Annotated in this window: 20 protein-coding genes; 8 read left to right on the top strand and 12 right to left on the bottom strand. The window is 66.1% G+C overall.

From position 1 onward, the window contains the following. Positions 1-279: 279 nt before the first annotated feature. The 3 genes from P5G52_RS08350 to P5G52_RS08340 all read left to right on the top strand — a co-directional run bounded on the left by P5G52_RS08350 (position 280) and on the right by P5G52_RS08340 (position 4143). Positions 280-759: a hypothetical protein gene (locus P5G52_RS08350; RefSeq protein WP_301226419.1), complete on the top strand. Its 480-nt coding sequence runs from the start codon at positions 280-282 to the stop codon at positions 757-759. A 743-nt stretch (positions 760-1502) separates the two neighbouring features. Beyond that, the gene (locus P5G52_RS08345; RefSeq protein WP_301226417.1) at positions 1503-3386 is read left to right on the top strand and encodes a beta strand repeat-containing protein; all 1884 of its coding nucleotides are present in this window, start codon (positions 1503-1505) and stop codon (positions 3384-3386) included. Between the two features lie 217 nt (positions 3387-3603). After that, on the top strand, positions 3604-4143 hold the full coding sequence (locus P5G52_RS08340) for a M23 family metallopeptidase (RefSeq protein ID WP_301226415.1): 540 nt from the start codon (positions 3604-3606) through the stop codon (positions 4141-4143). Between the two features lie 131 nt (positions 4144-4274). Here P5G52_RS08340 and P5G52_RS08335 read toward each other — a convergent pair whose 3' ends face one another. Continuing rightward, positions 4275-5495, bottom strand: a complete 1221-nt coding sequence (locus P5G52_RS08335; protein WP_301226413.1) for a beta-ketoacyl-[acyl-carrier-protein] synthase family protein — start codon at positions 5493-5495, stop codon at positions 4275-4277. Between the two features lie 188 nt (positions 5496-5683). Here P5G52_RS08335 and P5G52_RS08330 point away from each other — a divergent pair, with 188 nt between their 5' ends. Next, positions 5684-6466, top strand: coding sequence for an amidohydrolase family protein (locus P5G52_RS08330; RefSeq protein ID WP_301226411.1), 783 nt, complete (start codon positions 5684-5686; stop codon positions 6464-6466). A gap of 126 nt (positions 6467-6592) precedes the next feature. On the opposite strand, the gene P5G52_RS08325 is transcribed toward P5G52_RS08330, so the two are convergent. From P5G52_RS08325 to P5G52_RS08305, 5 genes are all read right to left on the bottom strand, one after another. After that, positions 6593-7501, bottom strand: a complete 909-nt coding sequence (locus P5G52_RS08325) for an ATP-binding cassette domain-containing protein (protein WP_301226409.1) — start codon at positions 7499-7501, stop codon at positions 6593-6595. Positions 7502-7517: 16 nt separating this feature from the next. After that, on the bottom strand, positions 7518-8558 hold the full coding sequence (locus tag P5G52_RS08320; protein WP_301226407.1) for an ABC transporter permease: 1041 nt from the start codon (positions 8556-8558) through the stop codon (positions 7518-7520). A 64-nt stretch (positions 8559-8622) separates the two neighbouring features. Then, entirely contained in the window at positions 8623-9624 is a 1002-nt protein-coding gene (locus P5G52_RS08315) for a substrate-binding domain-containing protein (RefSeq protein WP_301226405.1), read from the bottom strand. A 555-nt stretch (positions 9625-10179) separates the two neighbouring features. Then, the gene (locus tag P5G52_RS08310; protein WP_301226403.1) at positions 10180-11532 is read right to left on the bottom strand and encodes a DUF2254 domain-containing protein; all 1353 of its coding nucleotides are present in this window, start codon (positions 11530-11532) and stop codon (positions 10180-10182) included. Positions 11533-11662: 130 nt separating this feature from the next. Beyond that, complete coding sequence (locus tag P5G52_RS08305; RefSeq protein ID WP_301226401.1) at positions 11663-13123, bottom strand: aminotransferase class I/II-fold pyridoxal phosphate-dependent enzyme; 1461 nt, start codon at positions 13121-13123, stop codon at positions 11663-11665. Positions 13124-13303: 180 nt separating this feature from the next. Here P5G52_RS08305 and P5G52_RS08300 point away from each other — a divergent pair, with 180 nt between their 5' ends. Next, entirely contained in the window at positions 13304-14569 is a 1266-nt protein-coding gene (locus P5G52_RS08300) for a cytochrome P450 (RefSeq protein ID WP_301226399.1), read from the top strand. A gap of 14 nt (positions 14570-14583) precedes the next feature. Next, the gene (locus tag P5G52_RS08295) at positions 14584-15612 is read left to right on the top strand and encodes a nitronate monooxygenase (RefSeq protein WP_301226397.1); all 1029 of its coding nucleotides are present in this window, start codon (positions 14584-14586) and stop codon (positions 15610-15612) included. 81 nt (positions 15613-15693) lie between these two features. Here P5G52_RS08295 and P5G52_RS08290 read toward each other — a convergent pair whose 3' ends face one another. The 3 genes from P5G52_RS08290 to guaB all read right to left on the bottom strand — a co-directional run bounded on the left by P5G52_RS08290 (position 15694) and on the right by guaB (position 19691). Next, the gene (locus tag P5G52_RS08290) at positions 15694-16158 is read right to left on the bottom strand and encodes a hypothetical protein (protein WP_301226395.1); all 465 of its coding nucleotides are present in this window, start codon (positions 16156-16158) and stop codon (positions 15694-15696) included. 128 nt (positions 16159-16286) lie between these two features. Further along, on the bottom strand, positions 16287-18116 hold the full coding sequence (locus P5G52_RS08285; RefSeq protein WP_301226393.1) for an ABC transporter ATP-binding protein: 1830 nt from the start codon (positions 18114-18116) through the stop codon (positions 16287-16289). Positions 18117-18164: 48 nt separating this feature from the next. After that, positions 18165-19691, bottom strand: coding sequence for an IMP dehydrogenase (guaB, locus tag P5G52_RS08280; protein ID WP_301226392.1), 1527 nt, complete (start codon positions 19689-19691; stop codon positions 18165-18167). 441 nt (positions 19692-20132) lie between these two features. On the opposite strand from guaB, the gene P5G52_RS08275 reads away from it, so the two are divergent. Next, on the top strand, positions 20133-21767 hold the full coding sequence (locus P5G52_RS08275) for a ribonuclease J (RefSeq protein WP_301228719.1): 1635 nt from the start codon (positions 20133-20135) through the stop codon (positions 21765-21767). Between the two features lie 108 nt (positions 21768-21875). On the opposite strand, the gene P5G52_RS08270 is transcribed toward P5G52_RS08275, so the two are convergent. The 3 genes from P5G52_RS08270 to groES form a co-directional block, all read right to left on the bottom strand. Next, entirely contained in the window at positions 21876-22733 is an 858-nt protein-coding gene (locus tag P5G52_RS08270) for a VanW family protein (RefSeq protein ID WP_301226391.1), read from the bottom strand. 138 nt (positions 22734-22871) lie between these two features. Then, positions 22872-24485, bottom strand: a complete 1614-nt coding sequence (gene groL, locus P5G52_RS08265) for a chaperonin GroEL (RefSeq protein WP_087076692.1) — start codon at positions 24483-24485, stop codon at positions 22872-22874. 73 nt (positions 24486-24558) lie between these two features. Further along, complete coding sequence (gene groES, locus P5G52_RS08260) at positions 24559-24855, bottom strand: co-chaperone GroES (protein ID WP_087076694.1); 297 nt, start codon at positions 24853-24855, stop codon at positions 24559-24561. 324 nt (positions 24856-25179) lie between these two features. On the opposite strand from groES, the gene P5G52_RS08255 reads away from it, so the two are divergent. Further along, complete coding sequence (locus P5G52_RS08255) at positions 25180-26124, top strand: siderophore ABC transporter substrate-binding protein (protein WP_301226387.1); 945 nt, start codon at positions 25180-25182, stop codon at positions 26122-26124. Positions 26125-26150: the final 26 nt, after the last annotated feature.

Here is a 26150-nt window from a genome sequence, read left to right as displayed (position 1 = left end):
CCAAGGTGGGTTCAATCAGTCATGCGGCAGGGGAAGCAGGACCGATTGACGGCACGCGCGGCGCAGCTTTCTGCTCGCTCGGACAGGACGTCCGACGATGCCGAGGCTGCATCCTCGAAGCCCAGTACCAGCGACTGATTCATCCGCACCATCGTCATAGCCTGTTGTGCTCTCATCAGGTGTTCATCCCGGCAGTCCCGCTCAGGGGGCGAGCTCCTTCTGTTGTCTCATCGATACAGGTCTCGCATAAGCTTCCGGTCTCATTCAAGGAGCTTCATCATGACCACCTCACGGACACGCACTCACCGCAAGAAGAAAATCACCGCTGTCACCGCTCTTCTCGTCGTGGGAGGTAGCGGTGCGTTCGCGTTCTGGTCCTCGATGGGCGCCGGTACCGGAAGTGTCAGTACCGGCACGAGCACTCCCTTCACGGTCACCTCAGGCACTGCGACCGGGGGCGCACTGACTCCCGGGGGGCCGGCTCAGACCGTGCCGTTCACCGTCACGAACCCTGGCACAGGATCACAGAACCTCGCGGCGGTCACGGTTACGGTCGCCGGGCCTGGCGGCACGACCTGGACGGAGGTTTCAGGGTGCTCGGCGTCGGATTACACGGTGGGCACGCCGACTATCACTGCCGGTCAGATCGCCTCCGGCGCCAGCGTGTCGGGAACAGTCACCGTCACCATGATCAACCTCACCACCAATCAGGACGCCTGCAAGAACGCGACCGTCCCGCTGTACTTCAGCGCCCGCTGATCACGTCGGGTGGGGCGCATGCCGACGGCCCACCCGATGAGGCAGGTCAGTGAGCCAAACAGCACCATCGGTGCGCCTCCACCTGAACCAGTGAGTGTGCGATGGTGACACCAAGTCAGCAACCTCCTACAGCGTGAAAACGACGAGCCCCCATGAATGCCAGGACTGATTTATCCGCCGCTCCGAACAGGTGGTGGTCGCGTCGGGAGTCCTCACGCCCGCTATTCGCCCCACCGGTCGCCGTCGTACTGGCATTCATCATCAGCGCCGCAGCTTTCCTCCCCTTCATGGTCGCCGCTCCCCCGGCAGCCCACGCGGCCTACACCAGTGCCGGAACCGGAACAGGAAGCGCCACGACCGGATTACTGGCCGCACCGACCAGCGTCACCGTCCCGTCGACCACCACCGGAGCTGTCCCTGTCTCCTGGACCGCGCCCGCCGGCGCCCTGACACCGGTCGCGTATTACGTGGTCCGCACTACCAATGGCGTCCGATCCCCTGCATGCGGAACGACGCCGGGCAGCACCATCACGGCCACCAGCTGCACAGATTCTCCCTCGACTGCGGGGCCCCATACCTACACAGTGACGGCAGTCCACAAATCCTGGACGTCTACGAGCAGTCCCAGCGGCAGCATCACGCTCACGGCCGGAAAACTGGCATTCACCGTTCAGCCCAGTGATGTCCCGGCGAACGGAACGATCGCTCCTTCTGTGCAGGTGTCATTGCAATCCACGCAAGGCGTGCCCGTCCGGACAGGGAATCAGCCCATCACCCTGGCGATCGGCGCGAACCCCGGCGGAAGCAACCTCACCGGCACCCTCACGGCCATGACCAACACCGATGGCGCCGCGACTTTCAGCGATCTACGCCTCGACAAGCTGGGCACCGGATACACGCTCGCCGCCACCAGCAGCGGGATCCCCGCAGCTACCAGTACGGGCTTCAGCGTGACCTCGTCGGTGTTCGTGTTCACCACCGCCGCGACGAACGGCATCGCATCAGCAACCGCAGGGCAGGGCCCCATCACGGTTCAGCGCGTCAACTCCGCGGGCACACCCGTTACCAATACGACAGGTGGACTGAGCCTCACCCTCGCGTCAAGCACCGCCGGAAGTGCGTCCTTCGCTGCCGGCCCCAACGGGCAACCCACCACGACCATCACCACTCCCGCCGGAGCCTCGAGCGCTACGTTCTACTACGGCGACACCCGGACGGGTTCCCCCGTAATCCGGGTGAGCGCCAACGGTGTGACCGCAGGGTCCCAGACACAAACCGTCACCGCCGCTCCAGCCTCGAAACTGGCCTACACCACACAGCCCATCTCCGGGACGACCTCCACCAGGGCGGATCTGGGGCCCCTCACCGTCCAGCTCCTGGATCCTTTCAACAACGCGGTGGTGGCGCCGGCTGCGGGAGTCCCTGTCGGCCTCGCCTCCACCACCACCGGAACCGCAGTGTTCTCCCCCACGCAGGGAGCGGCAGCTACCGCACCCACTGCCACCATCCCGTCAGGGTCCTCCACCCTCACCTTCTACTACGGTGATACACGAGCCGGTACCGCCACCATCAGCGCAACAGCCGGCGGTCTCCTGGCCGCGTCCCAGGCAATCACCCTGACCAGCCCGGTTGCCACACAACTGGCGATCACCAGTCCGACTGCCACAGGTACCGCGACGGCAACCACAACCCTGGGCCCCATCACCGTCCAGCTACGGGACGCTGCAGGGCTGCCCGTCACGGCACTCGGCCAAGGTACGACGCTGACCGTCGCTTCCACCTCTACAGGCGCCACCAGGGTTTCCTCCACCCAGGGCGCGACGACCGCGGGCACCATCACCGTTCCTCCCGGCGCCAACAGCACCACGTTCTACTACAGCGACACACTGGCCGGCACACCGACGGTCACCGTCGCCGCGCCGGGTCTGACAAGTGCAAGTCAGCAGGTCACCGTTCGCGCAGCCGCCCCGGCACGTCTGATGTACCTCACCGCACCCGCCAGAGGACAAGCATCGAGCACCACGAATGTAGGACCGATGACGGTGCAACTCGAGGACATCTTCGGCAACCCTTCCCCTGCCCCCGCCGGTGGAACACTGCTCAACCTCACCTCGAACTCCAACGGCACGAGGATCTTCTCCACCACGCGCGGAACAACCACCAACACCCCGACCATCACCATCCCGGGAGCAGCAACGAACACCACCGTGTACTACGCCGATACGCTCGCAGGAACACCCACCCTCACCGTCACGGGCGCGAACCTCACCTCCGCCGCACAGCAGCAGTCCATCACCGCCGCCGCACCAGCCCAGGTTCAGTTCCTGCAGAACCCCACCAACGTGCGCAAGGGTGCCTTCTTCTCCCCCACCATCACCGCAACCATCGTGGACCAGTACGGCAACAGGACGACAAGTACCGCTGCCACGACCCTCGAGCTCAGGACCAGCACAGGCGCAACGGGAGCTCGAGGCAACCTCAGCGGAAGCACCACTGTGAACGCCGTCAACGGCATCGCCACCTTCAGTGGACTCACCATCGGGGGCCCGGCATCCGGCCCCTACACGCTGCTGGTCACCAGCAGTCTCCTCACCAGTGGACTCAGTTCCGTCTTCACTGTGGGCTGACCAGCTACTGCTACGTGTTCACCAGCCAGGAAATCAGTTCCTGAGCCGCGGGAGTTCATGAGCGGTCTGGCTTTCAAGAGGTGAGCGCAGAACAATGAAGCGCATGGTTTCCCCTCCGCCACACCGCGGGACGGTCCTGTTGAAGTACCCGCTCAAGGGTAGGTTCCGGGCACGGAACAGCCCCGCGCGAAGAGTGCCGAGTCACGGGACGGACCTGATGGGAACGGCCTTCGCCATCGACTTCATCCCCGTGGATTCCTACGGGCGGTCAGCGCCCTGGAATTGGCGGGTGGTTGTGGCGACGGAACGACCGGAAGGATTTTTCGGGTTCGGCGCGACCGTCGTGGCTCCCGGCGGGGGCGCCGTCGTCATCGTCCATGACGGCGAAGACGACCACGAGGCCCGACGCTCACAACTCACGCTCATCTCCTACATGGCGGGACAGGCACAGCGTATCCAGCGGGGTGCGAGCGCGATAGCCGGCAATCACGTGGTGATCGCCCTGGGTGATGGCGGGCCCTTCGTGCTGATCGCTCACCTGCGGAAGGATTCGGTCCGCGTCGGTGTCGGCGACGTGGTCGAAGCCGGTCAGGTGCTTGGCCAGGTAGGAAACTCAGGGAACAGCACACAACCGCATGTGCATGTGCAGGTCACCGACAGCACTCAGTGGTCCGGGGCGCAGGCCGTGCCCATCGCCTTCGAGACACCGGATGGCATCGAGTTACCCGGCGAGTCACAGATCATCTACGTGTCCTGAGGAAGGCATCTGCACACTGGGGAATTCCATTCCGAAATCTATGGCGAGCAACAGGGCCTCTCCGAAGCCCGCCCGGGTGCTCCTGCACCGCAGGGCGTTACGAAACCGCGGGGCTGTTCCGGCAGTGGTTTTCACGCTGCAGCGATGACGAGGGCGGTGCTGTGACCGCCGAAGCCGAAGGCGTTGGTGATGGCGGTTTTCGAGCCGGCGCATTCGGTCGTGGTCTTGATGACGTTGAGGTTGATCTCCGGGTCCTGGTTCTCGAGATTGAGTGTGCCTGGCAGTAGTCCCGTCCGGAGGGCCTGGATGGTCACGATGGCACCGAGCGTCCCGGCTCCGCCCAGCAAGTGTCCTGTCATGGACTTGGTGGAGGTGACAGGAACGTCCTTCCCCACGACAGCAGCGATGGCTCCTGCCTCCAGGAGGTCACCGACAGGAGTCGATGTAGCGTGCGCATGGACGAAGCCGACGTCGGATCCGGAAAGTCCTGCCGCTGTAAGGGCTTTCTGCATGACGCGGTGCTGTATCGCCTGGTCGGCTGCAACGATGTCGCCGGCGTCGGACGTGACCGCGGCCCCGGCGATCCGCCCGAGAATCTCGGCTCCACGCGCCCGGGCGAAATCCTCCCGCTCGAGGACGATGATGCCGGCGCCCTCGGCCATCACGAACCCGTTCCGGTCCCGGTCGAAAGGCCGAGAAGCCCCCGTCGGATCATCATTGCTCGTGGAGAGCGCCCGGAGCTGAGCAAAACCGCTGATCGCCAGCTCGTTCACACAAGCATCGACTCCCCCAGCGACGACGACATCCACGGCACCCGAGGAGATCATTTCGACACCCTGAGCGATCGCTTCAGCTCCGGAGGCGCAGGCACTCACTGGAGTGCGGGCCCCTCCCTGGGCGCCGATATCGATGGACACCCACGCAGAAGGACCATTGACCATCATGTGCGTCAACGTATGGGGGGAGACCCGGCGTGGACCGCCGGTATCCAGGTTCCGGACCTGTGACACCACCGTGCCCAGACCTCCGTAGCCGGATCCGATCACCACCGCGAGGCGGTCGGGATCAACGCCCGGCCGCCCGGCCTGGGCCCATGCCTCACGGGATGCCACGAGTGCCAGATGCCCGCAGCGATCCATCCGCCGGTATTCCTTGGTGGACAGAGAAGTAGCGGGATCCGCAGCGACGAGCCCGGCTACGCGCACCGGCAGCTCCTGCGCCCATGGTTGGTCCAGGACCGTGATGCCCGACCGGCCCTCCACAAGCTCGTTCCACGTCTGGGCGACCGTACCCCCGACAGGAGTCATGGCACCCATACCGGTCACCACCACCCCAACCGCCTTCGCAACCACAGGAACCCGTCCTCCTACTGTTCAGAAAAAAGACCGCCCGTTGCCGAAACGATCTCCGTCGTCCCCCATCATCGCAGGGTGGGCCCGCGGCGGCACCCGCCGAGGGTGGGGGCAACCGTGAGCGCGAACGGCACAGCGCGGACGGGTTCGAACAGACAGGTGAACCAGTGAAGGAGTAGCAATAAGGCATGACGCACGCCATATTCGACAGCCACTTCCACATCATCGACCCCAGGTTTCCGCTGATACCCAATGATGGATACCTCCCTCCTGAGTTCACCCTGGATCACTACCGCTCCCACATGAAGACTCTCGGGATATCCGGCGGCGTCGTCGTATCGGGGTCCTTCCAGGGCTTCGACCAGATGTACCTGATGAATGCCCTCAGGGAGCTCGGGCCGGAATTTGTGGGTGTGGCGAATCTTCCTGCGGATATTCCTGATTCCGGGATAGAGGAACTGGCTTCTGCCGGTGTTCGAGCTGTGCGCTTCAACCTCTACCGTGGCGGGTCCGAGGGCATCGGCAAACTCCTACGGTTGAGCACCCGGGTTGCGGCGGTCGCTGGAATGCATACCGAGCTCTATGTCGATGCAACCGATCTGGACGCACTCGAACCGACGCTGGCGCAGCTGCCCCGGGTCAGCATCGATCACCTGGGAATGAGTGCAGCGAACCGACAGGTTCTGCTCCGACTGGTGGAGAGAGGCATGCGTGTGAAGGCGACGGGTTTCGGGCGGGTCACCCTGGACGTCGTCGAGGCCCTGCGCGCGATTCACACTGCCAACCCGACCGCTCTCATGTTCGGTTCCGACCTGCCTTCCACCCGGGCCAGGCGACCCTTCGCCGCCACCGATATCTCCCTCATAGCCGAGGCTCTCGGCGAGGCGGCTCTGCCGGCGGTGCTTCACGAGAACGGTCGATCCTTCTACCGCATGGGATCAGACGCGACCCCGGCACTCGGGTCGTGGTGACAGGACTCGGACGCTATCTCGAGTACCTCAGCGAGGAGGGCCGGGTGGTGCAATCGAGGTACGGCGGAGTGGGCCGACCGGAACGCCGCTATCACCGGAGAATCCCGAGCGAGTAGGACACGACCGCTATTCGGGCCGCCGGCTGCCCGTTCCCGCTACGTCGGCCTGGACTTCCCGGACGACGTCGCTGTGGCCGCCCAATTCCGCCAGCTCGTGGGCCAACTCCTGCAGCTCTGCGCCACCGGCCATCAAACGTGTGAGTTCATCGAGTTCGATGTCCTTCTTGTCGTAGCACCCGATGCTTCTTCCGCGTTTGAGGAGCAGGAACCTGTCTCCGACCGGGTAGGCGTGGTGCGGGTTGTGGGTGATGAAGATGACGCCGAGGCCCCGGTCACGCGCCTGCAGGATATAGCGGAGGACGACGCCGGACTGTTTCACACCCAGTGCCGCCGTCGGCTCGTCCAGGATCAGTGCCTTGGCACCGAAGTAGACCGCACGCGCAATGGCCACGCACTGCCGCTCGCCACCGGAGAGCTGACCGATGGGCTGGTTGACGTCGCGAAGGTCGATGCCCATGTCCGCCAGTTCCTTCTTGGTGACCGTCTTCATCCGCTTGACGTCCAGCCGCTTGAACGGACCTTTGCCGACGGTCAGTTCCGAACCCAGGAAGAAGTTGCGCCAGATGGGCATGAGCGGCACAACAGCAAGGTCCTGGTAGACCGAGGCGATGCCGGCATCGAGGGCCTCACGGGGGCTGGTGAGCCTGCGCTCCTGGCCCAGAATCCTGAACGTCCCCTCGTCGTGCTGGTGCAGCCCGGCGATGATCTTGATCAACGTGGACTTACCGGCGCCATTGTCACCGAGCACGCAAGTCACCCGCCCTTGATCGACGGTCATCGTGACATCGCTCAGGGCGATGATGTTGCCGTAGTGCTTGCCCACGCCGTCCAGTTCCAGAAGGTGGACCGGGGCGGGAGCCGGCGGATTCTGTTCATTCTGCAGCAGGGGTTGCTGATTGATCTGCCCGGTGCTCATAGCGGCCGCGCCCTTCCTATTTCAGTTCCGCACGGCGTTTGACGATCAGGTTCACGATGGTGGCCAGCAGCAGCATCAGGCCCAGGAAGAACTTGAACCAGTCGGGGTTCCATTCTGCGTAGACGATTCCTTTGTTGGCCATGCCGAAGATGAATGCTCCGATGGCCCCTCCGATCGCCGAACCGTAGCCGCCTGTGAGCAGGCAACCGCCGATGACCGCCGCGATGATGTAGAGGAATTCATTGCCGATACCCTCGCCGGACTGGACGGCGTCGAAAGCGAAGAGGTTGTGCATGCCGAGCAGCCAGCCGCAGAAGCCGACGCCCATGAAAAGCCCGATCTTGGTAGCCCTGACGGGTACGCCCACGGCGCGAGCCGCGTTCTCGTCTCCGCCCACGGCGAAGATCCAGTTGCCTATTTTCGTGCGCAGCAGCAACCAGGACGCAATCGCCACGAGGACGATCCAGATGAGGATCGGACTTTTCAGGTCCATGCCGCCGACGGTGAAGCTGTTCGCGAAGACGGCCCGGGCGGATTGGAAACCATCCATCGAGGCGATCGACGGCGTAGCCACGCTGCCGCCGATCAGCCTGGTCAGCGCCAGATTCAGCCCTGTCAGCATGAGGAATGTTGCGAGGGTGACGATGAAGCTCGGCAGCTTCGTCTTCATCAGGATCCAGCCGTTGACGAAACCGATCAGCAGGGAGACGATCAGAGCCAGGCCGACGCCCACCCAGAGGTTCATGGAGAAATACCAGCTGAACAAGGATGCAGTCAGGGCCGAACTGATCACGGCGACACCGGCGGAAAGATCGAACTCCCCACCGATCATCAGCAGTGACACGGCCACTGCCATGATGCCGAAGGTCGAGGAGCCGTAGAGCACCGTGGCGAAGGAGTTCGGCTGCAGGAAGACAGGAGCTGCGGCCGAGAAGAAGATGAAGAGGACGATGGCGCCCACCAGGGCGCCGACTTCCGGACGGCCCAGCAGATTCTGGACTACGCCGCGCCTGCCGACCCGTTCATCCATCGTGGGAACGTCTACCAGTGTTGCCATGTGATTCTCCTCATCGGGCTGCTGCCGGGGACGGCCAGAGCTACCCGGGCGTCCTTACGCGTGCTCAGCGGATGCCGTCCTTCGCGAACTGGAGCACCGATTCGGCGTTGGACTTGTCGACGATCGCCGGCCCGGTCAGGACCGGCTGCCCGCCACCGATCTGGAAGCCGCCGCGGCTGGCCTCCCAAAGAGCATCTACAGAACCATAGCCCTGCAGCCACGGCTGCTGGTCGACAGTGAACAGGACCTTGCCGTCGATGATGTTCTGGGCCAGCTCCCCATTCAGGTCGAAGGAAGCGACCTTCACCTCGTCCTGCAGGTCGAGTGATTCCACGGCCTGAAGGATGGTCTGGGTGAAGGGTGCCCCCAGCCCGATGATGGCATCGACATCAGAGGAAGCCTGCAGCTTTGCGGTCACCGTCGAGGAGACCTGGGTCATGTCCGTTCCCGTGACATAGACGATCTCACTCCCGGCAACCTTCGATTTCACGCCCGCGCAGCGGGCCTCCTGTGCGACGTTGCCCTGCTCATGGATCACACAGATCGGGTGGGTGCTACCCTCTGCAGCCAGTTCGGCGCCCACTGTCGCGCCGGCCAGGGCTTCGTCCGAACCGAAGTGGGTGAAGGCTCCCATCTCGGCGGACACGTCTGCTCCCGAGTTGATGCTGACGATCGGAATGCCGGCGTCGGAGGCCCTCTTCAGCGCATCCCTGAGCGCATCGGGCTTGGCCAGGGTGACGACGATTCCGTCGACGCCCTGATCGACGGCCTGCTGGACCAGCTGTGCCTGCCGTCCGCCTTCGGGATCCGAGGTGTACAGCAGATCGACGTTGTCCTTTGCGGCAGCCTCCTCGGCCCCCTTACGCACGATGTCCCAGAAAGTATCGCCGGGACCGGCGTGGGTGATCATGGCAACCTTGATCTCCGGGGTGTCCGCGACCTGCCCGCCGCCATCCGCCTTACCGGGGTCCGGATCCCGTCCGCCCTGCGACGAGCAGGCGCTCAGAGCCAGCACAGGGACGACCATCGCGGTCAGAACGCGTGCCCGCCAGGAAAACTTCTTCACTACCGATCTCCTTCTGATGTACATGCCAGGTCGAAGCGTGATGCTCCGATCCGTGACCCGAAACCTCGCCCCACTCGCGGTCTCCGACGGGACACCGTTGCCGCCCTCTGCCCACTGTCAGGCTTGGTGCCGCTGCCCACAAGCCCGCGAGGCCTGATCGCATCGGCGTGGTTGGACCTCAACGCTTCGTGGTCTGTGCGGACACCTCGTTTCCCGCGTCGCTGGAGCCTCACCTGGAAGACCGAAGACTGCGTCAGATGCGCTGTCGGGAAGGGGTTGCGATGGTGCCCGGAACCGCACCCGCGACGACACCAACTGCCCAATGCCATCTGAAATAAACGCTAACAACGGCGACCGACGCGACGCAGGCCCAAAGAATCGCCCGTAGCACTAGCGGCACGCGGACCAGGTGCGCTACAGGGCAAGGGTGAAGACACCGCTACCGGGAATGATCTCACGGGAGGACCGGTGCCAGGTCCGCCATGGGATCTTTCCCGGCAGTGCCTGTAGAAGCTCCGCCACGATGGCTTCACGGTTCAAGTGTTCGAGCAGGTCCTAGACCGATCTGGTTTCACCGGCCCGGTCCCGGTAGGCGCCATCAGTGTTCCCGTGCAACACCAGCTCGACGCGGGCAGCGAGGTCGTGGACCGCGTCGGCGTCGTAGGGAAGCATCCCTGGGTCCATCGACTCGAGGATCAGGCCCACCTGAGCGCGGATGGCCTCGCGTTGGGTGTTGTCACGGGCACTGACTGCGCAGTCCCGAAGCAGGCGCAGCAATGCGGAGAGCACCAAAGGCTCCGAGCCCCCGAACCGGCGCACCGGCCCGCAGACAAGATTCAGGTAGTAGCGGTGGTCCCGGTCCGGAGTGACCACCCGTGGCGTACCGTGATCGTCGTTGTGCTGCTGGGAGCCGAGTCTGCAGCCCTGCAACTGCACGAGCAGGTCCGCGCAGTGGCCCACCGCGTGAACCGCCGTGATCGGATCGTTGATCGCCGGTGAAATGGCCTTCACCGCGATGTCGGTCAGCTGCCGCAGACCCAGCGCGGGGTCCTGCTCCAACGTGCGTTCGAAGCCCATCTCGACCGCCCCCGCCACAGCCTCGGACATCTGGTCCGCCACCGAACCGATCACGTCACCACCACCGTCCGTCCACATACTTCCGAGAGGCGTGCCAACCGTCACCCGGTCCCCCGGCCTGACCCCTACCTGGACGAACACACCGAAAGTCGTGGCCGCCTGCACCAGACCCTCGGGCCGGACCGCCTTGACGAAGCCGCTGCGCGGCGCCGCCACCAAAGTCCCGCCCGCGGGCCCCGGAAGATCCGGGTCGAGGTCACTGGAGTGGTCCTCGTACTCCGGGTACGCCTGCCGAGCGGCCCTGGAGGCTTCCCGATGAACGGCGAGCATCATCGTGTCCACTCGCAAGGATCTGACGATGTGGCCGACATAGAACAGCAGCGCCCCGGCGGATCCGAGCCCCATCACGAACACCAGGGCGGGCACCAGCACCGGGAGCGGACGATCCGCGTCCATCCCCCGCAGCCCGGTCACCGATACCACGAACGTCGACATGAGAATGCCCAGAACCGCCTGGGTCACCCGGTCCCGGGCGAACTCTCGCAGCAACCGCGGCGAGAACTGCTGGGACGCGAGCTGCAACGCGAGCACCGTCAGCGAGAAGATCAGAGTCGTGGCCGTCATGATCGAACCCGCCACCACCTGCAGCAGCGCCATTGCCGCGTCCACGCCGCTCGGCCACAACCACATGGCCCATGCGGGCGCCGGATCCGGACGGACCATCAGCAGGAGAACTGTCAGCACCAGGGAAACGACAGCGGCAACGAACGGCCAGAACCACAACGTCGCACGCAGAACCCCAGCGAAACGTGACCTCGTTCCCGAACTCATATCCTCCTCTGATCCAACGAGTCATCAGCCAGGCTCCCCCGGTGCCTCCGGCCGCATCGGTCAGCGATGCGACCGGAGGGCACACGGGCCGGACACGGGACGGGCGAACCGTCCGCTCCCGTTGGTGCCGCTATTCCTTGACGACGCGGACGGTCTTCAGCGAAGCGTCGCCGGGATCGGGGAGGACCATCCCCGCCTCGACCCCGCTGCGCAGGTACTTCACGGCCGCTTCGTTGATGCGCTCCCCCGGCAGGAGGACCGGGACGCCCGGAGGGTACGGTGTGGCCAATTCCGCCGCGATCCTGCCGACCGACTCCTCGACGGGGATGTCCTCCACGGGCCCGAAGAAGGCGTCCCGGGGGAGCATCACAGTCTCCAGGTCGAGTTCTCCCTCGTCGGGAATGAGGACGGGTGGCGATTCAGGGAAGTCCGGTGCCGCGTCGATGAGCAGGCGCAGGCCGTCCATCAGCCGCTGCACGGTTGATTCGTCGTCGGCGATGGACATCGTGATCTCGAAGCGGCGGTGATCCGTGGTGCCGAAGTCGAGCAGGCAGTTCTCGCGCAGCCAGTCGTGGGCCTGGTAGCCCGTGATGCCCAGGCCGGAGACGTCGACGAGGATGTGCATGATGTCCAGGTCCTTCGAGGCCTCGTGCGAGGTGAGTTCCTCCTCGAGCACGTGCAGGCCGGGCAGTTCCTCGATCTGTTCCCGGACCCGGCGTGTCAGGGCCAGGGTGCGCTCGATCATGTCGTGCCCGTTCTGGACCATCTGGCGCCGCCACCCGTCCATCGCCGCGTAGATCAGCGTGCTGGAGCTGGTGGTCGCGAGGAAGTCCGCGCAGTGCGCGAGCCGGATCGGGTCCACGAGGTCGCCCTGGAGGTGGAAGACGGAGCCCTGCTCGAAACCGATGCCCATCTTGTGGACACTCACGACGCAGACATCGGCGCCCGCGGACATCGCCCAGGTAGGAGTGTCGGAATGGAAGGGAAGCTGTGCTCCCCACGCCTCGTCGATGATCAGCGGCTTGCCGCGGTCATGGCAGATCCTCGCGATCGCCTCGATGTCCGCGCAGGTTCCGTACGGCGTCGGGCTCACGATGAGCGCGGCGGACGCGTCGGGGTACTTCTCCCACATCGCCTCCACCTCCCGCGGTGTCGGCGGGTGGGCGAGCTTGAGCTCGTTGTCCCAGCTGGGACGGATCCACCGCGGCTGCAGGCCACCCAGGACCAGGGCCGACACCACGGATTTGTGGGCATCCCGGCCGATCAGGATCTCACCCTCGCCGTGGGTGACGGCGAGGATGGCCGCCTTCACGGACAGCGAGCTGCCGCAGGTGGAGAAGAAGGTCTGGTCCGCCCCGACAGCGTCCGCCATGAGGTCCTGCGCCCGCTGCAGGTAGCCGTTGGACGTCTTCCTGTCGTCCAGTCCCGAACTGGCCAGCACATCGGACCGGAAGCTCTGCTCACCCAGGACCTCGAGCACGCGCGGGTCCACGCCGCGGCCCTGGCGGTGCGCCGGCGGGGTGAAGCCGTAGCGGTCCAGCTTCTGGTGTTCGGCCAGGGCCGTCAGGACGGGGGTCTCGTTCTGGTCCATCAGTTCCTTCCCTCCGTGATTGATCAGTCTGCTTACTAAACAAACCTGCCAAGCATGCGGCGGGTGGGTCAAGGAGCAACAAAAGCCTCCGGCTCGCCTCAGATGTGCAACGGCGCAAAGGGGACAAGCGGTGGTAGCCTGCCGACCACGTGAACTGACACTGCGTTGGTCGGAGGGCCCGTGAACCGTGTTCCGTTTGACAGTACGATTCCGTTCCTGCGCGAGGGCTACCCGTTCATCTCCTCCCGCTGCGATGCATTGGGCACGGACCTGTTCACCAGCCGGATGGCATTGCGCCCGATTACCTTCGTCCGTGGCGCGGAGGCCGCGGAGATGTTCTACGGCCGAGACCGGTTCACTCGCGTCGGGGCGCTGCCACCGTCGGCGCAGCATCTGCTGCAGGACCGGGGCTCGGTCCAACTTCTCGACGATGAGGCGCATCGGCACCGCCACCACGCGTTCCTCTCACTGATGACGCCCACTACAATGGCACGGCTCGGGGAGCTGTTCGAATCCGAATGGAACGACGCCCAGACGCGCTGGCGGGCGCAGCGGAAGATCGTGCTGCACGATGCGGTCCGGGAAATGCTCACCCGCACCGTCTGCGCCTGGGCCGGCATCCCGCTGCCGGAGCACCAGGTGCGCCGGCGCGCGCGGGAGTTCGGGCTCATGATCGACAATGCGCCACGGTTCGGCCCGCCCAACTGGTACGCCCGGCTCCGGCGGATGGGCACGGAACGCTGGGCCACCTCCATCATCGAACGGATCCGATCGGGTGCTCTGGTCGTAGCCGGCGGCACGGCCGCCGACGTGTTCGCCCGTCACCGCGACCCGGAGGGGAATCTGTTGCCTGCTCCGACCGCTGCGATCGAGCTGATCAACGTCCTGCGTCCGACAGTGGCGGTGGCCCGGTTCATCGTCTTCGCGGCGGTCGCCCTGGAGGAGCACCCGACGTGGAAAGCCGCCTTCGCCGCGGGGCAGGAAGCGGACCTTGAGCCGTTCGTGCAGGAAGTACGCCGCTACTACCCGTTCTTCCCCTCGGTGGCCGGCCATGCCCGTGAGCCATTCACCTGGCACGGCCACCCGTTCGCGAAAGGCGACTGGGTGATGCTGGACCTCTACGGCACCTGCCATGACCGCCGGTTGTGGAAGAACCCGGGAAGCTTCCAACCGGAGCGTTTCCGGGGCTGGACCTGGGAGGAACAGCCTCACACCCTGATCGCCCAGGGTGCCGGCCCCCACGGCCACGGGCACCGCTACCCAGGAGAATGGAGCACGGTGGAACTGCTCAAGCGGGCAACCCGGCTGCTGGCCACCACGGACTTCCTGATCCCGGCCCAGGATCTGTCCATCCCGCTGAACCGGCTTCCCGCACTCCCTCGAAGCCGCTTCGTCCTCACCCCGCGGGTAAGTGCTGAACCCCATGCCCGCCGGAGCAGCTCCTAGCCGGAGGCAGTGCCGTGAACATATTCGATCCCGTACCGCTGCCGTTTCCGATCGGTCGACCCATCATTGGAGCGCCCATGGCAGGAGGACCTTCCACACCGGAGCTGGTTGCTGCCGTCACCAACACGGGCGGCATGGGTTTCCTCGCCGGCGGATACAAGACCCCTCAGCAGCTCTCGGCTCAGATCACCGCCACGAGGTCGCTCACCACGGGCCCGATCGGGGTGAACCTCTTCGTCGTCTCGGCCAACGACGTCGATGAGGATGAGCTCGAGGCATACCGGCAGGAATTGCAGCATGACGCCGACCGGTACGGCACCCGGGTGGGCTCTCCCAGACGGGACGACGACTTCTGGAGCGGCAAGCTCGAAGTCATCCGCGATCTGAGGCCCGATGTGGTGTCGTTCACTTTCGGCTGCCCGGACGCGGGGGTACTGCACGAACTCGCCCGGATGGGCATCCATACCGCCGCCACGGTCACCTCCCCGGCTGAAGCGCGCACGGCGGCTGAACGGGGCGCCGGCATCCTCATCGTGCAGGGACCCGACGCCGGCGGCCACCGGGCTACCTTCGATCCAGCCGAGGAACCCGGCACCGACCCCCTTCCTGAGGTGATCGCAGCTATCAGGAAGGCAGTCGAACTGCCGCTCATCGCAGGAGGCGGCATCAGCACCCGAGAGCAGGTCCGGGCGGTCCTCGACACCGGAGTGGCCGCCGTCCAGCTCGGCACCGCACTGCTCCTGGCGGACGAAGCCGGCACGAACCCTGCCCACCGGTCGGCGCTCCAGGACCCGGCGTTCACCGAAACGAAGGTCACCCGGGCCTTCACGGGCAGGCCCGCCCGCGGACTGCGGAACCGGTTCATGGATGACCATCCCGGAAGCGGCCACGCCTACCCGCAGATCCACTACATGACCGCGCCACTCCGCGCCGCGGCAGCGGCTTCCAACGATCTGCAGGGACTGCACCTCTGGGCCGGCACCGGCTACCGCAACACCCGCACCGGAGCAGCAGCGGGCATCGTCGAAGCCCTCACCCCTTGACCCCGGAAGCCTCCCCACGAGCACTGTGCCGCTCGTGGGGACTGCAGGAAGATCGACCCATGAACGGTGCCGGCGCCCGCATCACCTCGAGGCGTCCTCCGCTTCCTGCGCCGACAGATACCGGCGCGCGACGCGAGCCACGACGGTCATGACGAGCGGGACGGCGACGAGGATGACGGAGCCGGTGGACGCGAGGGCGAGGGATGCGAATCCCACCCAGGTGAGGATGGCCGCGTAGGCGAGGGGCACGACGACGAGCGCCTCAGGTCCCGTCCTGGTCCGACCGGACACCTCGCTCTCCTCTCCGCGACCCGGAGGCGGAGCGGGACGGTGTTGCCGGGAGGCGCGCGACGCCCAGACAGCGACGGCCGTGATGAGGAGGGGAAGTACCAGCAGCACGAGCACCGTGCCACTGGAGAGCAGGCTCACCACTGCGAGCACTCCGAGCCAGGACACGACTGCCAGGAACCGGGCTCCGGTGACCAGGAGCCGGGCACGCTGCAGGCGGTCCGGGAGGGCGACGACGAGACCATCCGTGTCGGTCATGACAGCTCCTCGAGATGCGCGCAATCGATGATCACGCTGTGGAGCCATGAGAGCAGGTTTCGGAGCGGGACGCCAGAGGTTGCACGCGGTCGTCGGCGGGACGGCGACGAGGATGACAGAGCCGGAGGTCAGGCGTCCGGCAGCTGGCTCTCGAACATGCGGTAGTACCTGCCCCGCAGGGCCACGAGTTCGCGGTGCGTGCCCGATTCCACCACACGGCCGTCCTCGAGCATGTACACGATGTCCGCCTTCTCGATCGTGGCGAGGCGGTGGCTGATCGCGATGATCGTCCGTGAGCGGTCGGCGAACAGTCGCGTGAAGATCCGGTGCTCGGCAAGCGCGTCGATGGCCGACGTCGGCTCGTCCATCACGATGAAGGGCGCGTCCCGGTAGAAGTTCCGCGCCATGGCAAGGCGCTGCCACTGCCCGCCCGACAGTCCGCTGCCTTTCCGTCCGCGGGGGTCCTCCATCCAGTTGCTGACGTAGCTGTCGAAGCCGCTCGGCATCTTCCCGACGAACTCCGCCGCCTCGGCATCCTCCGCCGCCCGGAGCACGCGGTCGTCGTCGCGCGGCCGGTGGACATCGCCGAAGTAGATGTTGTTCGCCGCCGTCGCGAACTCGTACCGCAGGAAGTCCTGGGACATGACGGCCAGGTGCTGGTGCCAGTCGTCGATACCGACTTCCCGCAGGTTCCGCCCGTCGAGCAGCACCTCTCCCCTGCTCGGCTGGTACAGCCCGGCCAGCACCCGGATGAGCGTGGACTTCCCCGCACCGTTCTCCCCCACGATCGCGATGTGCGTGCCGCGCTCGAAGGACATGGAGATGCCCTTCAACACCTCGGCCTCGCCGCCCGCGTAGGTGAAGTGGATGTCGCGGAGTTCGACGGCGGACGGCGGTGCTTCCAACCGGCCGGGAGCCGCCGTGGACAGCGGGAAGTCCATGAACTGCTCGTAGTCCTTGAGGTTCGCCAGGTCCTCGTCGATCGAGCTGAGCGAGGACACGAGGTTGTTCGCGGTGGTCAGCGCACGGCTGACGATCTGCTGCACGTATAGGAACTGGCCCACGGGCTGGGCGCGCGCGATGATCTGCCCGACGATCCAGACGAGTGCCAGCAGCTCGGCGCCGTACTGCACCGCGTCCGCGAGGAGCTGCTTCGGGATGTACCGCTTCTGGAAGTCCAGCCGCCGCTTCTCGTCGGCGTCCCGCAGCGTGGAGCGCAGGTCCATCAGGTAGCGGACGATCCCGTAGAGGCGCATCTCGGCGATGTGCTGCGGCTTCATCAGGTTCGTCTCGATCATGCGCCGCTGCCGCCGGGAGTCCACCTGGGTGTTCCAGTGCGCCATCTGCTCCCGCGACAGCCGGAACTGCAGGTAGACGCTGGGGATGATCGCGACCAGGACGATGAGGGCGATCCACCAACTGACGAGGAGCAGCGCGCCGATCGCCAGGACCACCGAGACGAGCTGCGTGAAGATCGCCGCGATGCGGTCGAGGACCCTCGCGTAGGAGTCGGAGAAGCGGCGGGCCCGGTCGTAGAGGTCCACCGTCTCCTTGTCGTCGTACCGCCAGAACTCCAGCGCCAGGAAGCGCTCGTACATGCGGTCGCCCACGATGGCGCCGACCCGGAAGCTCAGGACCTGCTGGATGTAGCGGTCGACGCTGGTGAAGGAACCCCAGAGCAGTCCGAGGACGGCCGTGACGACCACGTATGTGATGGCGGAGCGGCCGGCGTCGGGATCGCCCGCGTAGGCGGCGGCGAGCGCCGTCGTCGTCAGGGAGGCGAAATAGGTGGTGACCAGCGGGAGGACAGCCGAGATGAGCGAACCGGCCACCTTCATCGCGACCGCACCGGGTGAGGCCTTCGCGCTGACCACCAGCACCTGGCCGACGGCGCGGGCGTAGGGGCCGAGCCGGAGCTTGCGGCGGGCGGTGACCTCAGGCTGCGACAGCCCGCTCATACGGCATCAGCCCCTCCCGGAAGGAGGGGCTGAGTGAACGCGGTCGCGTTACTTGGAGCCGTAGTTGGGTGCCTCGACCGTCATCTGGATGTCGTGCGGGTGGGATTCCTTGAGGCCCGCAGCGGTGATGCGGACGAACTTGCCCTTGGCCTTGAGCTCGGGGATGGTCCGTGCGCCGGTGTAGAACATGGTCTGCCGCAGGCCTCCCACGAGCTGGTACGCCACGGACGCGAGGGGTCCGCGGTAGGCGACGCGGCCCTCGATGCCCTCGGGGATCAGCTTGTCGTCACCGGAGACATCCGCCTGGAAGTAGCGGTCCTTGGAGTAGGAGGTGTTCTTGCCGCGCGTCTGCATCGCGCCGAGCGAGCCCATGCCCCGGTAGGTCTTGAACTGCTTGCCGTTGACGAAGATCAGCTCGCCGGGTGCCTCGGCGGAACCCGCCAGGAGCGAGCCGAGCATCACGGTGTCGGCGCCGGCCACGAGGGCCTTGCCGATGTCGCCGGAGTACTGCAGGCCGCCGTCGGCGATGACGGGGACGCCTGCGGGGATGGCTGCCTTCGCGGACTCGTAGATCGCGGTGACCTGCGGGACGCCGACGCCTGCGACCACGCGGGTGGTGCAGATGGATCCCGGGCCCACGCCGACCTTGATGCCGTCGGCGCCGGCGTCGATCAGGGCCTGCGCACCCTCGCGGGTAGCGGCCTGGCCGCCGATGATGTCGACGTGCGCAACGGACTTCTCGGCCTTCAGGCGGGCGATCATCTCGAGCACGCCCGCGCTGTGCCCGTTGGCGGTGTCGACGAAGAGGGCGTCCACGCCCGCGTCGACGAGTGCCATGGCGCGCTCCCAGCCGTCGCCGAAGAAGCCGATGGCCGCGCCGACGCGGAGGCGTCCGTCGTCGTCCTTCGTGGACAGCGGGTACTGCTCCGCCTTCGTGAAGTCCTTGACGGTGATGAGACCGCGCAGCACGCCCTCGTCGTCGACGAGGGGAAGCTTCTCGATCTTGTTCGTGGCGAGGAGGTTGATGGCGTCGTCGCCGCTGATGCCCACGCGCCCGGTGACGAGGGGCATCTTCGTCATGACGTCCTTGACCAGGATGCGAGGGAAGTCCCGCTCGAGGACGAAGCGCGTGTCGCGGTTGGTCACGATGCCGAGGAGGTGCCCGGTGGCGTCGACGACGGGCAGGCCGGAGACGCGGTAGTGGCCGCAGAGCTCGTCGAGTTCCTGCAGGGTCGCATCCGGACCGATGGTCAGCGGGTTGGTGATCATGCCCGACTCGCTGCGCTTCACCCGGTCCACCTGGTCCGCCTGGTCGGAGATGGACAGGTTGCGGTGGATGACACCCAGGCCGCCCTGGCGCGCCATCGCCACGGCCATGCGGGACTCGGTCACGGTATCCATGGCCGAGGAGAGCAGCGGTGTCTTCACCGTGATGCGCTTGGAGATGCGCGACGACGTGTCGGCCTCCGAGGGGATGACGTCGGTGTGGCCGGGGAGCAGGAGGACATCGTCGTACGTCAGGCCGATGAATCCGAAGGGGTCGTGGGTTTCGTTCTGGCCGGACTGCTGGCTCACTGCTGCGCCTCTTTCGGTATCACCGGGTGGGGGTAGGGGCCTTCGGCTGGAAGCGCCGGCGGGCTCTGTCAGTCTAGAACGGATCATGGGGGCGCCCTATTCCGGTGACAGTGCTCACGTCACCCGGGCCGGAAGCATTCCCCGAAGGCCGGGCAGTGGACCCGCAGGGGGACGCGAACCTGTCAGTTTACCTCCCGGGAATCACCCCGGCGGCTGGCCCGCGCGGCGGCCGATCCGCCGGGGCGCCTGCGAAGCACGTACTCTTGGAGGAGCATCTCCCGGAATGCCGGGACCACTTGAATGGAGCCGCCGGTCTGCCGGCCGCGACGACGAACGTCTGACGGCCTCTGCCCCGTCTCCCCTCACCCAACGAGAGAAACCTAATCTGTGAATAAAAGACCTGCCGCACTGAAAGCACCACGGGAACTGGCCAAGGGAGCCATGCGCATCGTCGCTCTCGGTGGCATCGGTGAGATTGGCAGAAACATGACCGTCTTCGAGTTCGAGGGCAAGCTGCTGATCGTCGACTGTGGTGTCCTGTTCCCCGAGGAACACCAGCCGGGTGTGAACGTCATCCTCCCCGATTTCTCGTACATCCGCGACCGGCTCCACGACGTCGTCGCCGTGGTGCTCACGCACGGGCACGAGGACCACATCGGCGGCGTCCCCTACCTCCTCAAGGAACGCGCGGACATCCCCCTGGTCGGTTCGAAGCTGACGCTCGCCTTCATCGAGGCCAAGCTCCAGGAACACCGCATCACGCCGAAGACCATCCAGGTCAAGGAGGGCGACCGCCGCACCATGGGCGGATTCGACCTCGAGTTCGTCGCCGTGAACCACTCCATCCCGGACAGCCTCGCCGTCGCCATCCGCACTGCCGCAGGGATGGTGCTCCACACCGGCGACTTCAAGATGGACCAGTTCCCCCTGGACCGCCGCATCACGGACCTCGGCGCCTTCGCGCGCCTCGGCGCCGAGGGCGTGGACCTGTTCCTCACGGACTCCACGAACGCCGACGTCCCCGGTTTCACGACCTCCGAGAAGGACCTGGCTCCGGCGATCGAGGCGGCGTTCCGCTCGGCGCCGCGCAGGATCATCGTCTCCAGCTTCGCGAGCCACATCCACCGCATCCAGCAGATCATCGACACCGCCGAGCGTCACCGCCGCAAGGTGGCCTTCGTGGGCCGCTCGATGGTGCGGAATATGACGATCGCCGCGGACCTCGGCTACCTCAAGATCCCGCAGGGCCTGCTCGTGGACTTCAAGAAGCTCGAGCGCAGCGACGACCACAAGGTGGTCCTGATCTGCACCGGCTCGCAGGGTGAGCCCATGGCCGCCCTGTCGCGCATGGCCAACAACGACCACGCCATCCGCATCAGCGAGGGTGACACCGTGCTGCTGGCCAGCTCGCTCATCCCGGGCAACGAGAACGCCATCTACAGCATCATCAACGCCCTGACGGAGATCGGCGCCAACGTGGTCCACAAGGGCAACGCCAAGGTGCACGTCTCCGGCCATGCCAGCGCCGGTGAGCTCGCGTACTGCTACAACATCGTCAAGCCGCGCAACGTCATGCCGGTGCACGGCGAGTGGCGCCACCTGCGGGCCAACTCGGCGATCGCTGTCGCGACCGGCGTCGATCCCCGCAATGTCGTCATCGCGCAGGACGGCGTGACCGTCGACCTAGTGCGTGGCCGCGCCACGATCTCGGGCAAGGTGGAGGCCGGGCTCGTGTTCGTCGACGGCGACAGCGTCGGCGGCATCACCGAGGAGGACCTCGTGGAGCGCCGCCGTCTGGCCGAGGAGGGCGTCGTCACCGTCCTCGCGATCATCGACCCGGACAACGGTGACATCGTCGAGGCCCCCGAGTTCTTCACCAAGGGCTTCTCCTGCTCCGACGGGGACCTCGACAAGGCCGGGGCCGCCGTGGAGAAGGCACTCCGCGATTCCGCGTCGAACCGTCAGGGCGGACGCCGCCAGGACCCGGAGGACATCATCGAGCGGGCCACGGCCAACTGGATGCGCCGGTACTACAACCGCCAGCCGGTCGTCACGGCGATCGTCGTCGACGCCTGACCGAGCACCAACCCGACGCCCCGGCACTCGCGAGAGTGCCGGGGCGTCGTCGTTAATGACAGCAGGCAGTCGACAAGACGCGGAGTGAGCTCGTGCGACATCCCGTGCTCAGGATGCCGGAAGCTCCTGAGCAGCCGGGCGCGAGGAGAGGATCTCGGCGAGGATCAGCGACCGATCGTAGGCGACCCTGCCCTCGTTCTCCAGGAGAAGTTCCTCGGAGAGCACCCGACCCGTTCCTTTGTCGCGTTCCAGTCGGTATACCCGGTTGTGCCTGAACACCTCACCGTGGTCCTCGAAGAAGTAGGCGTCCCGTTCGCGGATGTGGAACTTCGTCGGCAGGTCCCGGTCCGCGCGGAGCTCGCCGTGAAGGTATTCCTCCGTGGTCCAGGTGCGGAACTGGAAGGTGAATGAGGTTCGGTTCTCCACCTGGTAATCGAGATAGTTGAAAGCGATCGAGGTCCCCGTGCCCCAGGGGATCTGGCGATTGTAGTCAGGGAAGAGGTCGAGCTCGTTGTGGTGGTGATGCTCGACCACCGTGAGCGGACTGTGCAGCACCATCCAGTGCAGCAGATTGGTGAACTGGCACATCCCGCCTCCCATGCCCCGGGTCGGCTTCCCGTTGCTGATGGTGAGCCCCTCCTTGTACCCCTCCTTCGCGGAGCAGCGGCCGGCCAGGCTCCAGAAGGAGAACCGCTCCCCCGGCGCGATGACGATTCCGTCGATCTTCGGGGCCGTGAGGCCAAGGCTGACTGCCTTGTTGTCCTGGAGTTCCGTCTCCACGTTGCCCAGGCGACGGCGGATCAGCGAAGCGTGCCTGTACACGGTGACGGGAAGCGGGTCTGCCGTCCGTGTGGAGGAGAGGGTTGCTCCCCGCAGGACGTCGCGGAGGTGCCGGAGGAGGATCATGCGCTCCACGGCGATGCGGTAGGTCAACGGCGATATCTCGCAGAAAAGTCTCCTGGTCATACGCCCACCTCGCATCGTCGCGTTGCCTACAGGAACGTACCCAGTATGTCTCCCTGCGCCTCCACGCAACAGCACCCCGGCTCCGAGGAACCGGGGTGCTGCTGGTGCTGCTGTTTCACGGGCCGGGGCCCGGGCGTCCTAGTGCGAGTGGCCGTGGCCCTCGTCGTCGGACTCCTCGGGCTTCTCGACCACGAGGGTTTCCGTGGTGAGCACCAGCGCCGCGATGGAGGCAGCGTTGCGCAGGGCGGAACGCGTCACCTTCACGGGGTCGATGATGCCGGCATCCACGAGGTTCTCGTACTCGCCGGACGCAGCGTTGAAGCCGTGGCCGTCCTCGAGGTCGGAGACCTTCGCGACGACGACATAGCCTTCGTGGCCGGCGTTCTCCGCGATCCAGCGCAGCGGCTGTGCCAGTGCGCGGCGCACGAGGCCGACAGCGGTTGCTGCGTCGCCCTCGAGTGCCAGGACGTCGGGGTCCGTGTCCAGCGCCTTGCCGGCGTGGACCAGGGCCGAACCGCCACCGGCGACGATGCCCTCTTCGAGGGCTGCGCGCGTCGACGACACGGCGTCCTCGATGCGGTGCTTCTTCTCCTTGAGCTCGACCTCGGTGGCTGCGCCGACCTTGATGACGCCGATGCCGCCCGCGAGCTTCGCGAGGCGCTCCTGGAGCTTCTCACGGTCCCAGTCGGAGTCGGTGCGCTCGACCTCGGCGCGGATCTGCGACACGCGGTCGGCGACGTCGGACTCGCTGCCGGCGCCGTCGACGATCGTGGTGGCATCCTTGGTGACGGTGATCCGGCGAGCGGAACCGAGCACCTCGAGGCCGACCTGGTCCAGCTTCAGGCCGAGGTCGGGTGAGACGACCTGCGCACCGGTGAGGGTGGCGATGTCCTGCATCATGGCCTTGCGGCGGTCGCCGAAGCCCGGAGCCTTGACGGCGACGACGTTGAGGGTGCCGCGGATCTTGTTGACCACGAGCGTGGAGAGCGCTTCGCCCTCGATGTCCTCGGCGATGATGAACAGCGGCTTGCCGGCCTGCAGAGCCTTCTCGAGCAGCGGGAGGAATTCCTGCAGCGAGGAGATCTTGCCGGAGTTGATCAGGATGAGCGCGTCCTCGAGGACGGCTTCCTGGCGCTCCGCGTCGGTGACGAAGTACGGCGAGAGGTAGCCCTTGTCGAACTGCATGCCCTCGGTGAGGACCAGTTCGGTCTGCGTCGAGGAGGACTCCTCGATGGTGATCACACCGTCCTTGCCGACCTTGTCGAAGGCCTCCGCGAGGAGGTCACCGACCTCGGTGCTCTGGGCGGAGATGGAGGCGACGTTCGCGGTCTGCTGACCGACGACCTCGCGGGCGTTCTCGAGCAGGCGCTTGGCGACGGCCTCGACCGCGACCTCGATACCGTGCTTGAGCTGTCCGGGAGCAGCGCCGGCCGCCACGTTGCGGAGGCCTTCCTTGACCAGTGCCTGCGCCAGGACGGTCGCGGTGGTGGTTCCGTCACCGGCGACGTCGTTGGTCTTGGTGGCGACCTCCTTGGCGAGCTGGGCGCCGAGGTTCTCGTAGGGGTCGTCCAGTTCGACCTCACGGGCGATCGTGACGCCGTCGTTCGTGATGGTGGGGGCGCCCCACTTCTTGTCGAGCACGACGTTGCGTCCGCGGGGGCCCAGCGTCACCTTGACGGTGTTCGCGAGCTTGTCCACGCCGGCCTCGAGGGCACGGCGGGCGGCGTCGTTGAATTCCAACTGCTTTGCCATTGTTGGTTCCTTTCAGGCTTGTGCAGCGAGAAAAACCCCGGCCACAGCGGGCCGGGGCTCTTCCAATCGGGTACTACTTGACGACGACTGCGAGGACGTCGCGGGCGGAGAGCACCAGGTACTCCTGGCCACCGTGCTTGACTTCGGTTCCGCCGTACTTCGAGTAGATGACGACGTCGCCCTCGGCGACGTCGACGGGGACGCGGTTGCCGTTGTCGTCGACGCGACCCGGTCCAACTGCTACGACTTCACCCTCCTGGGGCTTCTCCTTGGCCGTGTCCGGGATGACGAGGCCGGAAGCAGTGGTCTGCTCGGCTTCGAGGGGGCGGACAACAATGCGATCCTCAAGGGGCTTAATAGAGACCGACACTCGGGCTCTCCTTTGCGTTCGTTACCAATGGAATGAAGGCCCTCGGGCTGGGCGTGAACCGTCGTCGCGGTGCCGGCGAACGCTTCCCTCGGGATTAGCACCCACATGGAGTGAGTGCCAACTCCGACTGTATGCAACGGCTAGCACTCGGTCAAGGCGAGTGCCAGCCGTTGCGCTTCCCGCTCCCTCCTGTGAGCGACGCCACAGGTAATAGGTGATGCTTCGTTTGCGTAATTCCCGAGCCACGCTCTAGATTCGAGAAGGTAAGGCATTCCTTACTTCCGATCCCGGCCTGCCGGCCCTTCCCCTCCCGGAGTTCACCCCATGGCACACCTGCGCTTCGCCGTCCTTTCCGCAGCCGCTGCGGCCACCCTGGCCCTGACCGCCTGCGGTGGTTCCTCCGAAGCAGCGGATGCGCCCGCGACGACGTCGACCGTCGCGATCGACCACGCGCAGGGCACCACGGAGGTGCCGGTCAACCCCCAGACCGTCTTCACCTTCGACCTCGGCGCACTCGACACCCTGGACGCCCTGGGCGTCGACGTCGATGGCGTACCGCAGGGAACCCTGCCCGCGCAGCTCTCGGCCTACGAGGGCGGCGACATCACCAACATCGGGTCCATGAAGGAACCCGACTTCGAGGCCATCGCCGCGGCCGACCCGGACCTGATCATCATCTCGAGCCGCGTCGCCGATTCCTACGACGAACTCTCGGACATCGCGCCGACCATCGACCTGACCGTCGACGCCGCCGACCCGATCGCGAGCTTCACCGAGCACACCGAATCCCTCGGCCGGATCTTCGGCGCCGAGGACGAGGTGGCGGAACGCCTCGCGGCCCTCGACACCGAGATCGCCGAGACGAAGGAAGCCGCGGCGTCCGCCGGGAACGGCCTGATCCTCATGACCAGCGCGGGCGAGGTCACGGCGTACGGCGCCGGGTCCCGCTTCGGCCTGATCCACGACGTCCTCGGCGTCGAACCCGCTGCCGAGGTGAAGTCCGAGGGCACGCACGGCGAGGCCGTCTCCTTCGAGTACATCGCCGAGATCAACCCCGCCCACCTGTTCGTCATCGACCGTGACGCCGCCGTCGGCGAGGCCGGAGCCGCCGCCTCCGCCGTCCTGGACAACGAACTCGTCAACGGGACGGACGCCGCGAAGAACGACGCCGTCACCTACCTCGACTCCGCCAGCTGGTACCTCATCGGCTACGGCCTGAACAACCTCGACTCGATGGTGTCGGCCGTCAACGAGGCCGTCGCGGCCTGATCCGCTGCGCCGCACCTGCGGCGGGC

It is taken from the genome of Arthrobacter burdickii (assembly GCF_030433645.1).
In the GTDB taxonomy this organism is placed as follows: Bacteria; Actinomycetota; Actinomycetes; order Actinomycetales; family Micrococcaceae; genus Arthrobacter_D; species Arthrobacter_D burdickii.
The sequence above is the reverse complement of the archived record's forward strand: the minus strand, read 5'-3'. Positions and strand labels throughout refer to the sequence as shown.